Source organism: Ruminococcus sp. 1001713B170207_170306_F1 (assembly GCF_015668065.1).
GTDB lineage: Bacteria > Bacillota > Clostridia > Lachnospirales > Lachnospiraceae > Blautia_A > Blautia_A faecis.
Genome location: NZ_JADPEX010000017.1, coordinates 22,196 through 35,564 on the forward strand (window position 1 = coordinate 22,196; position 13,369 = coordinate 35,564).

Annotated in this window: 10 protein-coding genes; 6 read left to right on the forward strand and 4 right to left on the reverse strand. The window is 43.7% G+C overall.

All coding sequences use genetic code 11. From position 1 onward, the window contains the following. Positions 1–39: 39 nt before the first annotated feature. Genes I4V84_RS11230 through I4V84_RS11240 form a run of 3 tightly spaced genes read left to right on the forward strand, consistent with a single transcriptional unit; the run spans position 40 to position 4,228 of the window. A complete protein-coding gene (locus tag I4V84_RS11230) occupies positions 40–540 on the forward strand; it encodes a MarR family winged helix-turn-helix transcriptional regulator (RefSeq protein ID WP_195477714.1) in 501 nt (166 codons plus the stop codon). Between the two features lie 23 nt (positions 541–563). Beyond that, positions 564–2,321 carry an ABC transporter ATP-binding protein gene (locus I4V84_RS11235; protein ID WP_118579767.1) on the forward strand — a complete coding sequence of 586 codons (1,758 nt, stop codon included), beginning with the start codon at positions 564–566 and terminating at the stop codon, positions 2,319–2,321. Continuing rightward, entirely contained in the window at positions 2,318–4,228 is a 1,911-nt protein-coding gene (locus I4V84_RS11240) for an ABC transporter ATP-binding protein (RefSeq protein WP_195992010.1), read from the forward strand. Before I4V84_RS11235 ends, I4V84_RS11240 begins: the two co-directional genes overlap by 4 nt. Positions 4,229–4,324: 96 nt before the next feature. Here the strand turns inward: I4V84_RS11240 and I4V84_RS11245 are convergent, their stop codons facing one another. The 3 genes from I4V84_RS11245 to ilvB form a co-directional block, all read right to left on the reverse strand. Further along, positions 4,325–5,278, reverse strand: a complete 954-nt coding sequence (locus I4V84_RS11245; RefSeq protein ID WP_179988265.1) for a DMT family transporter — start codon at positions 5,276–5,278, stop codon at positions 4,325–4,327. A gap of 68 nt (positions 5,279–5,346) precedes the next feature. Next, entirely contained in the window at positions 5,347–5,844 is a 498-nt protein-coding gene (ilvN, locus tag I4V84_RS11250; RefSeq protein ID WP_334285059.1) for an acetolactate synthase small subunit, read from the reverse strand. Between the two features lie 34 nt (positions 5,845–5,878). Continuing rightward, the gene (gene ilvB / locus I4V84_RS11255; protein WP_118579758.1) at positions 5,879–7,597 is read right to left on the reverse strand and encodes a biosynthetic-type acetolactate synthase large subunit; all 1,719 of its coding nucleotides are present in this window, start codon (positions 7,595–7,597) and stop codon (positions 5,879–5,881) included. Positions 7,598–7,996: 399 nt separating this feature from the next. Between ilvB and I4V84_RS11260 the strand changes: the two genes are divergently transcribed. Beyond that, on the forward strand, positions 7,997–9,136 hold the full coding sequence (locus I4V84_RS11260) for an AI-2E family transporter (RefSeq protein ID WP_207742909.1): 1,140 nt from the start codon (positions 7,997–7,999) through the stop codon (positions 9,134–9,136). A gap of 142 nt (positions 9,137–9,278) precedes the next feature. On the opposite strand, the gene I4V84_RS11265 is transcribed toward I4V84_RS11260, so the two are convergent. Then, positions 9,279–10,514, reverse strand: coding sequence for an argininosuccinate synthase (locus I4V84_RS11265; protein ID WP_118579752.1), 1,236 nt, complete (start codon positions 10,512–10,514; stop codon positions 9,279–9,281). 446 nt (positions 10,515–10,960) lie between these two features. Here I4V84_RS11265 and argC point away from each other — a divergent pair, with 446 nt between their 5' ends. Both argC and argJ read left to right on the forward strand, forming a co-directional pair. After that, entirely contained in the window at positions 10,961–12,001 is a 1,041-nt protein-coding gene (gene argC, locus I4V84_RS11270; protein ID WP_148461744.1) for an N-acetyl-gamma-glutamyl-phosphate reductase, read from the forward strand. Positions 12,002–12,101: 100 nt separating this feature from the next. Then, a complete protein-coding gene (gene argJ / locus I4V84_RS11275; RefSeq protein ID WP_195992012.1) occupies positions 12,102–13,325 on the forward strand; it encodes a bifunctional glutamate N-acetyltransferase/amino-acid acetyltransferase ArgJ in 1,224 nt (407 codons plus the stop codon). The last annotated feature ends 44 nt before the right edge of the window (positions 13,326–13,369 follow it).

Here is a 13,369-nt window from a genome sequence, read left to right on the forward strand (position 1 = left end):
TGAACTATTTTGTATGGAAGTATATGAAAGAAGGGAAAGATGGAGAAAAAGAAGAAAACTGGTCCTGATGAGTGCTGCAGGGCGGAACGGCAAATAGGGTATGAGGTTCGTACTCTCAATCAGGTAATTGGGCGTCTGGTGAATTCGTATCAGTCCAAGGTGGATGAGAAAGCCGGAATTAACCGCATGCAGGGTTGGATCATTGGTTATCTGTACCGGCATTCAGAAGAAGCTGTTTTTCAGAAAGACCTGGAAGCAGAATTTCAGATGGCGCGTTCTACTGCGTCAGGAATCCTTCAGGCAATGGAGAAGAAAGGGCTTATTACCAGAGAATCTATTCCAAGAGATGCCAGGTTGAAGCGTCTGGTGCTTACGGAAAAGGGGATGGAATTTCAGATGGAAATTATGGAGAATTTTGACAGGATCCAGGATGTGTTAAAGTCTGATATTCCCCAGGAAAAACTGGAATGCTTCCTGGAAGTTCTGGACATGATCCGGGAAAATGCCCAAAGAGAGTGCTGTCTGCGGGATGAAAACTAACAAAAAAGAAAGGGGAGAACCTGATGATAAAGACATTACTTGCCCAGGTAAAGGAGTTTAAGAAGGCCTCCTTCCTCACACCGGTATTTATGATACTGGAGGTTGTGGTGGAGACAATGATTCCTCTTGTAATGGCAGATATGATCGACAACGGTGTGGAAGCCGGTAATATCAGTTATCTTTACAGAAAAGGTGCCATTATGGCGCTTCTTGCTGTTGCAGGACTTGTTACCGGTATTCTTGGGGGAAAATACGGAGCATACGCATCCTCCGGTTTTGCCCGTAATCTTCGTAAAGCAATGTATACGAACATTCAGACATTTTCATTTTCAAACATTGACAAGTTCAGTACTGCAAGTCTGATCACACGTCTGACTACAGACGTGACCAACCTGCAGAATGCATACCAGATGATCCTGCGTATGTGTACCCGTGCCCCGGCCAGTCTGATCTGTGCCATGGCGATGGCGTTTATGATCAATGCAAGGGTTGCCAGCATTTACCTTATTGCCGTTATTTTTCTTGGATGTTTTCTCGTATTTATTATGAAAAAGGCGACGAAGTATTTCCGGGAAGTATTTGAGAAATATGACGATTTAAATGCCAGCGTGCAGGAGAATATCAGCGCAGTCCGCGTTGTGAAGGCTTATGTACGTGAGGAATATGAGACCACTAAGTTTCAGAAAGCCTGCAATAAAGTTTACGAAATGTTTGTAAGAGCTGAGAAGCTGGTAGTTATGAATATGCCGGTTATGCAGTTTACAGTATATGCATGTATTCTTGGAATCAGCTGGCTTGGTGCGAACATGATCGTTGGCGGCAGTCTGACTACAGGTGAATTGATGAGTCTTCTTACATATTGTATGAATATTCTTATGAGCCTTATGATGCTTTCCATGGTATTTGTTATGGTCACCATGAGCGCAGCAAGTGCAGAGCGTGTAACTGAGGTTATCAATGAAACAGCAGATCTTCATGATCCGCAGGATCCGGTTATGGAAGTTGCAGACGGAAGTATTGAATTTGACCATGTGGATTTCAGCTATAAGAAGGACAGTAAGGAGCCGGTGCTGAAGGATATCAATCTTTCTATCCGCGCAGGAGAAACTATTGGTATTATCGGTGGAACCGGAAGTGCCAAGTCCAGTCTGGTAAACCTGATCAGCCGTCTTTATGATGTGAGCTCCGGATCAGTGAAAGTTGGCGGCGTGGATGTGCGTGACTACCATATGGATAGTCTGCGTAACCAGGTAGCAGTTGTACTTCAGAAGAATGTGCTGTTTTCCGGTACCATTCTGGAGAATCTGCGCTGGGGAAATAAAGAGGCTTCGGAGAAAGAGTGCCGCAGAGCGTGTCAGCTTTCCTGTGCGGATGACTTCATTGAGAAAATGCCGGACAAATACAATACTTATATTGAGCAGGGCGGAACCAATGTTTCCGGCGGTCAGAAACAGCGTCTGTGTATCGCCAGAGCTCTTCTTAAGAAACCCAAAGTACTGATTCTGGATGATTCCACAAGTGCGGTAGATACTGCCACAGATGCACGTATCAGAAGAGCTTTTGCAGAAGAAATTCCGGATACTACCAAGCTGATCATTGCACAGCGTATTTCCAGTATTCAGAGTGCGGACAGGATCATTGTCATGGATGAGGGAAAAATCAGCGGATTTGGAACTCATGAGGAACTGATGAAAACCAATGCCATTTATCAGGAGGTTTATAATTCACAGATAAAGGGTGGTGGAGATTTTGATGAGAATAGAGGAGGTGAGCAGGCATGAGCAATGAAAGACCGATAAAGAAGCCAGGCCGCAGCGGGGCAGCCTTCCGTTCAGGCCCTATGGTAGAGAATCCGGGCAAGATGCTTGGAAGAATGATGGGGTATATTTTTAAGAACTACAGGATCCATATTATTGTAGTTGTGATCGGCATTGTGGTAAGTGTTCTTGCCAATGTGCAGGGAACCATGTTTATGAAGACTTTGATTGACCAGTATATCATGCCTATGCTTCAATCTGAGACTCCGGATTTCCATCCTCTTGCAATGGCAATTCTTCGTGTAGCCTGTTTTTATGCAATTGGGGTGGCGTGCACATATACGTACAACCGTCTGATGATCTATGTCAGTCAGGGCACCCTACGCAATCTTCGAAATGAGATGTTTGAGCGCATGGAAACACTTCCTGTTAAATATTTTGATACACATGCACATGGCGATATCATGTCTATCTACACCAATGATATTGATACACTGCGCCAGATGATCAGCCAGAGTATTCCACAGCTGATCTCCAGTGTGATCACCATTGTCAGTGTATTGGTAAGTATGATTATTTTGAATGTGCCTCTTACCATCGTGACTCTGGTCATGGTTGGAGTGATGCTGGTGGCAAGTAAAAATCTTGCAGGACTCAGCGGCAAGTATTTCATGGAGCAGCAGAAGAATCTTGGTATTGTAAATGGTTACATCGAGGAAATGATGGAAGGCCAGAAGGTTGTAAAGGTATTCTGCCATGAGGAAGAAAGCCTTGAGAAGTTTAATGAGCTGAATGACCAGCTGTTTGAGAGCGCAAATAATGCCAACAAATTTGCAAACGTGCTGATGCCTACCTGTGCGCAGATTGGAAATATCAGCTATGTGCTGTGCGCCATTGTTGGAGGCGTGCTGGCCGTAAACGGTGTGGGTGGATTTACTCTTGGCGGCCTGGCAAGTTTTCTTACTTTTAACAAGAGCTTCAGCCAGCCGATCAACCAGGTAAGCCAGCAGTTTAACAGTATTGTTATGGCACTTGCCGGAGCGAAGCGTATCTTCGACCTTCTGGACGAGAAGCCGGAGGTAGATGACGGATATGTGACCCTGGTAAATGTGAAAGAAGAGAATGGTAAGCTGGTTGAGTCCGAGAAACGTACAGGACGCTGGGCATGGAAGCATTTTCACAAAGCCACTGGCAAAACAGATTATATCGAATTGAAAGGTGATATTGTTCTGGATGGCGTTGACTTCGGATATCGTGATGACAAGATCGTGCTTCACGATGTGAAGATGTATGCGAAGCCAGGACAGAAAATTGCATTTGTCGGCTCCACGGGTGCCGGTAAGACGACAATTACCAATCTTCTGAATCGTTTCTATGATATTCAGGATGGTAAGATCCGTTATGATGGCATCAATATAAATAAGATCAAAAAGGGTGATCTGAGACGTTCCATGGGTATCGTTCTTCAGGATACTAATCTGTTTACTGCTACCGTTATGGAGAATATCCGTTATGGAAAACTGGATGCCACAGATGAGGAAGTTATTGCAGCTGCCAGGCTGGCGAATGCGGATGGCTTTATCCGAAGACTGCCGGATGGTTATCATACTATGCTTCGCAATAATGGTGCTAATTTAAGCCAGGGACAGAGACAGCTGCTTGCAATTGCCAGGGCGGCAGTAGCAGATCCGCCGGTTCTGATCCTGGATGAGGCTACCAGCTCTATTGATACCCGTACAGAGAAGCTTGTACAGGATGGTATGGATAAGCTGATGGAAGGCAGAACTACATTTGCTATTGCACATAGATTATCTACAGTCAGAAACAGCGACTGTATTATGGTTCTGGAGCAGGGACGTGTTATTGAGAGAGGCTCTCATGATGAGTTAATTGCGCAGAAAGGTAAATATTATCAGCTGTATAATGGGTGATATGGGGTAAATAAGTAAGAGGTAACGTTTGGAAGGTTCAAGCGTTACCTCTTACTTTGGGCTTTGAATGATTTTTCAAACACGCTCTAGAGCGCGTTATTTTTCACTGGCAGTTTCTTTCTGCGGCAGCTGGGCAAGAACGATAGCCCCGAACATTACCACACAACCGATGATTTCCCGGGTGCTTAATTTCTGTCCTAAGATAATCCAGCCGGCGAGGACAGAGATGCAGGATTCCAGACTGAGAATCAGGGAGGCTACGGTTGGGTTCATATTTTTCTGGCCCACGATCTGGAGGGTGTAGGCGACACCGCAGGACATAACGCCGGCATAGAGAGTAGCGCCCCAGGCACCACTGAATGAAGAAAGATTGGGATGCTCCAGAATTATGGCTGGGATAGCAGTGAGGATTCCGCAGACCAGAAACTGGATGCAAGACATTTTTACTCCATCTGTCTTTGGTGAAAAGTAATCAATGACCAGAATGTGCAGGGAAAACAGGAAAGCACAGATCAGGACCAGAAAGTCTCCCTTTCCAATGGAAAAGCCGTCTGTGATGCAAAGCAGATAGAGACCAATCAGTGCCATTACAACCGCAACCCAGATAAAAGGACTGCATTTCTTTTTCATAAAAAGTCCAAGGATCGGGACGATGATAATGTAGCATGCAGTGAGAAAACCTGCTTTTCCAACGGAGGTGTACTGGATGCCAAACTGTTGGAAGTTGGAAGCAAGACACAGGCAGATACCGCAGATTATGCCGCCGGCAATTAAGGTTTTGTTGCGGGAAAATGGATTTGAACCGCTGGATGCCATTGGCTGTCTGTCGGATTCTGTGAAATCAGCTGAATTGCTCTGTGGATTTATTTTATTGAGCAGTAAAATAACCGGGATCAGCACCAGAGAACCGATAATGTTTCTTGTGGCATTGAAAGTGAGAGGGCCGACAGCTTCACCGCCCTCACTTTGTGCTACAAAGGCGATTCCCCAGATCGTTGCTGTCAAAAGGAGAATCAGTGAATTTTTTAATGGTATTTGTTGTTTTTTCATAATGGATTATCCCCTCGTAAAATTTACAAAAATGCCCTCCTTTAACAGGAGGGGCATCATCGTTTAAATTATCTTTCCATCATGCTGATGGATTCAATTCCTACACTTCCACCTCGGACTACTTCGATGCGGCCGAATTCTTCTTTGATCAGTTTGACAACTGCATCATTTTTGGTCGCTGTTTGTACGAATTCCAGAAGCAGGCTGTCTTTACCGTAATCAATGACTCTGGCTTTGAAAGTCTCAGCAATCTGGAATAATTCAACTTTGTCCTCAGAAGAGCAGTTAAAAACCTTGATGTAAAGAATCTCTTTCATGCGGACGAACATATTGGTGAAATCAATAACTTTGATGACTTCTACCATTCGGTTCAGCTGTTTCTTGATCTGTTCGAACGTTTCATCGTCGCTTACAGTTCCGATGGTCATTCGGGAAACGGTAGGATCCTCTGTAGTACCAACGGTGAGGCTGTCCAGGTTATAGCTTTTGCCGGAGAAAAGTCCGGAAATCTTGGACAGAACACCTACCTGGTTTTCTACGTAGAGGGAAATCCATCTTTTTTTCATGCCTTTATCTGCCATTGGATAAACCTCCTGTTAATTAACAATCCATAATTAAATCTTCCAGTGTTCCGCCAGGCTTTACCATCGGATAAACCATTTCTTCAGGATCAATGATGAACTCGATCAGAGTCGGAACTTTGGTATTTTTCTTTGCTTCTTCAAAGGCTGCGGCAACCTCATTTTTATTGAAAACCCGGATCCCTTTGGCACCGTAGCTTTCTGCCAGCTTTACAAAATCCGGTGTATATTTCGGGTATTCCTCGCCATTTGTACGGCGGGAAAGGGCACCGGAGCGAAGATTGGTCATGCTGTAGCGTTTGCCATAGAAAAGCTTCTGCCACTGACGAACCATACCAAGATATTCGTTATTAAATACACAAAGGATCAGTGGAAGCTCTTCCAGAACAGCTGTGGCAAATTCCTGAATATTCATCTGCATTCCACCGTCGCCGGAAATAACAATAACCGGTTTGTCCGGATTACCGATCTTTGCGCCTACACCACCGGGAAAACCGTATCCCATGGTGCCAAGTCCTCCGGACATAACAAGCTGTTTGCCTGGTGTGATCTCAGCATACTGGGAAACCAGCATCTGGTGTTGTCCGACATCCGTGACAATGATGGCTTCTTCAAACTGGCAGTTGATCTGGTTAATGATGTCAACCGGACTTAATCTGTCATTTGGACGCATTACAAGAGGATGTTCCTGCTTCCAGCTGTTTATTTCACTGTTCCATTTTTTGCTGGCATAGTCGGAAACGTATTCGGACATTTTTGCAAGGGCATCTTTTGCATCTGCAACGATTGGAATATCTACCTGGATGTTTCTGGAAATAGAGGCCGTGTCAATGTCAATATGGATAATCTGGGCATTAGGGGCAAATTCATGAAGCTTTCCTGTGATTCGGTCGTTAAAACGTGTTCCAATGGAAAAAAGTACGTCACAGTTGCTTACAGCCATATTGGCTGCATAGGCACCGTGCATGCCAAGGTTTCCGATAAAAAGCGGATGGTTGGTAGGAATTGCACCTCGTCCCATAATAGTAGTTACAACCGGAACACCGGTCTTTTCCACTACTTCCTGGAATACCTTATTGGCATGGGAAATATTGATTCCGCCGCCTGCCAGGAAGAGAGGCTTCTTTGCATTGGAAAGTGTTTTGATCGCACGTTTCAGCTGTCCGATGTGGACACTGGTGTTTGGCTTGTAGCCGCGGATATTTACGCTCTTTGGATATTCTGCACTGCCAAGTTCAGCCATTACATCCTTGGGCAGGTCAATAAGAACCGGTCCAGGGCGTCCGGTACGTGCAATATAGAAGGCTTCCTTGATGATACGTCCAAGATCTTCACGGTTGCGTACAGTGACTCCATACTTGGTAATACTGCGGGTAATTCCTACAATATCAACTTCCTGGAATGCATCGTTTCCAATCAGATGACGTGCTACCTGACCGGTGAAGCACACCAGAGGAACGCTGTCGTAATTGGCTGTAGCAAGGCCTGTGACAAGGTTGGTAGCACCAGGACCGCTTGTTACAAGACATACGCCAACTTTTCCAGTGGTACGTGCGTAAGCATCGGCTGCGTGAACCAGTGCCTGCTCGTGACGTGGAAGGATTACGGTGACATCATCCTGTTTGTATAATTCATCGCTGATATCGATGGTACATGCTCCGGGATAACCGAAAACGTACTCAACACCTTCTTCTTTCAGTGCTTTTACCAGCAGCTTATTGCCTGATATCTGTTTCATTTAGTGAAGATACCTCCTTTTCGCCGGGGAAAAACCCCACAATATAATTATAAAAAATCTCCCACAAGTTGTGACGCACATCTTGCAGAAAGCCTTTTTCAAACACGCTCTAGAGCAAACGATATTTAATCAATATTATAGCGTTAACGTGGAAAAGTGTCAATAAAGTTCACAGAAAACCAGAGAATTGCGGCGCGAAATCATGCAAAGCATGATTCTTTTGCATCGCGAAGCGTGTTACTGGTCACGGAGGGAACAGTAACACGTTGAATTAAAAGAGATGGGAAAAAGAAAGGGATAACTGGTCAAAACGTGGATTTTGTGATAAGATATGCAGAACAAAAGTGTACTGAGAAAGAAAGGAAGAGGTTGAAAATAGTGGAACTAAATAAGGAAAATATGAAAAAGATAAGGTGGCTGATCGCTTTTTCAGTGCTTCTGTATCTGGGAGTGCAGAATCTGGATGTGGTGCTGAAGTATGTGAAAATTGTGTGGGGACTTCTTCTGCCATTTGTGTTGGGTGGAGCTATGGCGTTTGTGCTGAATGTACCTATGGCATTTATTGAGCGGCATGTTTTTGGAAAAGCAAAGGAAAAAGAAGACAGGAGGGGACGTGCAGCAGCAAAATTTGCAAGACCGGTGAGCCTGCTCTTTTCCATTGTTCTGGTGGTGCTGGCGATTCTCGTTGTAGTACTGATTGTGGCACCGGAGCTTGGAAGAACTCTGGTAAATGTTGTGAAAAAGGTGGAAGAAGATATTCCGTTAGTTCAGAAATGGCTGACAGATACCTTCCAGAGTGATTCTGAAATTGTGAAATGGGCATCTACCATAGAAATTGATCCGCAGAAAATTATTGATTCTATTGTGAGCGTTTTGAGAAGTGGGGCGGACAATCTGGTATCCTCCACTATTACCGTGACTATGGGACTGGTGAGCATGGCTATGAATTTTGCAATTGGTTTTGTGTTTTCCTGTTATGTGCTCCTTCAGAAAGAGAAGCTGGGCAGGCAGGTCCTGAAAGCGGCTTATGCGATTTTACCTGTGAAAACAGTGGAATATCTGGGACATGTTTGTACACTGGCAAGTAAGGTGTTTTCAAGCTTTATTACCGGGCAGTGCATAGAGGCGGTGATCCTGGGAAGCATGTTCTTTGTTTCCATGACGATCGGAAGATTTCCATATGCAATGCTGATCGGAGTGCTGATCAGTTTTACGGCGCTGATTCCTGTGTTTGGCGGAATTATTGGATGCTGGGTGGGATTTTTCCTGATTTTGATGGTAAGTCCTCTGAAAGCTTTGGCATTTCTTATATTGTTCTTGATCCTGCAGCAGATTGAGGGAAATCTGATCTATCCTCACGTAGTTGGAAACTCTGTGGGACTGCCGGCAATCTGGGTACTGGTTGCAGTGACTCTGGGCGGAAATCTTATGGGAATTGTGGGAATGCTGATTTTTATTCCGTTGGTGTCTGTAATTTATACATTGTTTAAGGAATGGGTGTCTGAGAGGCTGGAGCAGAAGAAGGTAAAAATCAGTTGAGAAAATTTTTAATGAGCGCTGGTTGCTAAATAAAATAAGCGCTGGAAAATAATTGGTTTACATAAAACAAAAAAGCTGCAAAAAAACATCTCCGGGAGGATTAAGAACTTCCGGAGATATTTTTTGCTTATTTTTATGAAGATCAGTCGTTGGTCTGTTTCTGACTTTCTACTTCTGCAAGCTTCATTGCACGAACTTTCAGCGGCAGACCGAACAGAGTGATGAATCCGTCTGCATCATGGTGATCGTACATATCACCTGTTGTGAAGGAAGCAAGAGATTCATTGTAAAGGCTGTATGGAGAAGTGGTTCCTGCTTTGATGATGTTGCCTTTATAAAGTTTGAATTTTACTTCACCAGTTACATATTTCTGTGTGGACTCTACGAATGCCTGGATTGCCTCACGAAGTGGTGTGAACCATTTTCCTTCGTAAACAACCTGAGCCAGCTGGCTGCCAAGTTTCTTCTTGGTTTCCAGAGTTTCACGATCAAGGATCAGCTCCTCAAGCTGTTCATGTGCTTCCATAAGGATTGTTCCACCAGGAGTCTCATAAACACCACGGGATTTCATACCTACAACACGGTTCTCAACGATATCGATAATGCCGATTCCGTTCTCGCCGCCAAGTTTGTTCAGTTCTGTGATGATCTCGGAAACTTTCATTGCCTTTCCATTTAAGGTCTTTGGAACACCTGCCTCAAATGTCATGGTGATTTCGGTCTCTTTATCCGGAGCTTTCTCAGGTGTTACGCTGAGTACTAACATATCATCATAGTTTGGAGCCTGCGCCGGATCCTCAAGTTCAAGTCCCTCATGGCTGATGTGCCACAGGTTACGGTCACGGCTGTAGCTGTGTTTTGCATCGAATGGAAGGTTGATACCATGAGCCTGGCAGAACGCGATCTCGTCTTCACGGGACTGCATGGTCCAAACGTCTGTCATACGCCATGGAGCAATGATCTTGATGTCTGGTGCAAGAGCTTTGATTCCAAGCTCAAAACGGATCTGGTCATTTCCTTTACCAGTTGCGCCGTGACAGATTGCAACAGCGTTCTCTTTTCTTGCAATCTCAACCAGTTTCTTGGCAATAGCAGGACGTGCCATGGAAGTACCAAGAAGATATTTGTGCTCATATACAGCACCTGCCTCAACACACGGCATAATATAGTTGTCGCAGAAGTCATCTACGATATCCTCAATATATAATTTGGAAGCTCCGGAAAGCTTTGCTCTTTCCTCAAGTCCGTCCAGCTCATTTCCCTGTCCGCAGTTAACGCAGCAGCAGACAACATCATAATCAAATGTTTCTTTCAGCCACGGAATCAATGCTGTGGTATCAAGTCCGCCTGAATATGCAAGTACAACTTTTTCTTTCATAATATTTACCTCTTTTCTTTTATCCCTCTGAAACAGATAGGGTTATAAAGCATATTAAATTTTGAATAAATATTCATCGTGATAACGGCTCTTACGTTCTGTACGTTATTCACAAAGAATAATATACAACAATACTCATAAATATGCAATAGTAAATTTGAAAAAAATTTATAAAAACTTTGCATAAAAATGCATCATATAATAGGTAAATACGCGTTGAAATGCACAAAAAAAGATAGATTGAATGGAAAATAAGGAAAAAATGACTATTGCATAATATGCAAAGAAGATGTATAATTCATTCATCATTGTTTATAAAGCACATGTTACTGTTCACTCCGTTCACAAAACGGACATTGTTGCCAGTGAACAGAGTAACAAGTATGAGTTCTAGAGCCTGTTTGAAAAAGCATGCTTTTGACACCATAATAATGGAGGACACTAAAATGATAAAAGCTGGAATTATTGGAGCAACCGGTTATGCGGGAAATGAAATTGTACGTCTCCTTCTGGGACATAAAAATGTGGAAGTAGCATGGTATGGATCCAGAAGCTACATTGATAAAAAATATGCAGGAATTTATCAGAACTTTTTTAAGCTGGTAGATGCAAAATGTATGGACGATAACATGGAAGCTCTGGCAGATGAGGTTGATGTGATTTTCACTGCAACACCGCAGGGGCTGTGTGCTTCTCTTGTAAATGAGGGAATCCTTTCCAGAGCGAAAGTAATTGATTTAAGTGCAGACTTCCGTATTAAAGATGTGAAGAAATATGAAAAATGGTACGGAATTGAGCACAAATCCCCTCAGTTTATTGATGAAGCTGTGTACGGATTATGTGAGATTAACCGTGAGGACATCAAAAAAGCTCGTCTGATCGCGAATCCGGGATGCTATCCAACTTGTTCTACACTTTCTATTTACCCATTGTTAAAGGCTGGAATGATTGATCCGAACACGATTATTATTGATGCTAAATCCGGAACGACGGGTGCTGGAAGAGGGGCTAAGGTTGATAATCTTTATTGTGAAGTAAATGAAAATATCAAGGCTTACGGTGTTGCCACACACAGACATACACCAGAGATCGAAGATCAGTTAGGATATGCCTGCGGACAGGAAGTGACCATTAATTTTACCCCGCATCTTGTTCCAATGAACAGAGGCATTCTGGTTACAGCATACGCTTCCCTGACAAAGGATGTGACCTACGAAGAAGTAAAAGCTGCTTATGATGCATGCTATGAGAATGAGACATTTGTGAGGGTTCTGGATAAGGATGTGTGTCCGCAGACAAAGTGGGTAGAGGGCAGTAATTACGTGGATGTGAATTTCAAGATCGATCCGAGAACCCACAGAATCATCATGATGGGAGCTATTGACAACCTGGTAAAAGGTGCTGCCGGACAGGCAGTTCAGAATATGAATCTGATGTTTGGGTTTGATGAAGCGGAAGGATTATTACAGGTTCCGATGTATCCGTAAAAGTGAAATTGGAGACAGGCTCCGGGCCTGATTTCAGGACTGAGTTACATTGAAAAATAAACATATAATTTGCCTGATCGGGCAAAGGAGGAGTATCAATATGGAAATAATTACAGGTGGTGTTACCGCAGCAAAGGGGTTTAAAGCAGCTGCGGCGGCAGCAGAAATTAAATACAAAGGCCGTACAGATATGGCCATGGTTTACAGTGAAGTTCCATGTGTTGCAGCTGGCACTTTTACAACAAATGTGGTGAAGGCAGCTCCGGTAAAATGGGATCAGAATGTGGTCTATAATCACCCATCTGCACAGGCTGTGATCTGCAACAGCGGTATTGCAAATGCATGTACCGGAGCAGAAGGATATGGCTATTGTAAGGCGACTGCTGATGCAGCTTCTGAGATACTTGGAATCCCTGCAGATAGCGTGCTGGTTGCATCTACAGGCGTGATTGGAATGCAGATTCCGATTGACAGAATTGTAAATGGTGTAAAGGCTATGGCTCCGAAGCTTGACGGTTCTTTAGAGGCCGGAACAGAGGCAGCCAAGGCTATCATGACTACAGATACCGTAAAAAAAGAGGTTGCTGTACATATCGAAATTGGTGGAAAAACAGTAACAGTTGGCGGTATGTGCAAGGGATCCGGAATGATCCATCCTAATATGTGTACCATGCTTGGATTTGTCACAACAGATGCTGCAATTTCCAAGGAAATGCTTCAAAAAGCACTAAGTGCAAATATTAAAGATACCTTTAATATGGTTTCTGTAGATGGCGATACTTCCACAAATGACACTGTTTTGCTCCTTGCAAACAGCATGGCAGGCAACCCTGAGATCACAGAAGAGGGTGCTGATTTTGATAAATTTATGGAGGCTTTGAATTATATTAATACCTGTTTATCAAAGAAAATTGCAGGTGACGGAGAGGGTGCGACTGCACTTTTTGAAGTGAAAATTGTGGGCGCTAAGACAAAAGAAGATGCAGTTACGCTTAGCAAATCCGTAGTAACTTCTTCTCTTACAAAGGCTGCAATTTATGGTCACGATGCAAACTGGGGACGGATTTTGTGCGCTATGGGATACTCTGGAGTGCAGTTTGATCCGGAAAAAGTTGACCTGTATTTTGAGAGCCGCGCAGGAAAATTAAAGATTATTGAGAACGGTGTTTCAACAGGATATGATGAAGCAGAGGCAACCAGAATCCTGTCTGAGGATGAGGTAACAGCTATTGCAGATGTGAAGATGGGTGACGCAAAAGCAACTGCATGGGGCTGTGATCTTACTTATGATTATGTGAAAATTAATGCAGATTATCGTTCTTGATATTAAAGCTTGAGAGTGTGTAAATTAGATGCCAGAGGAAGACT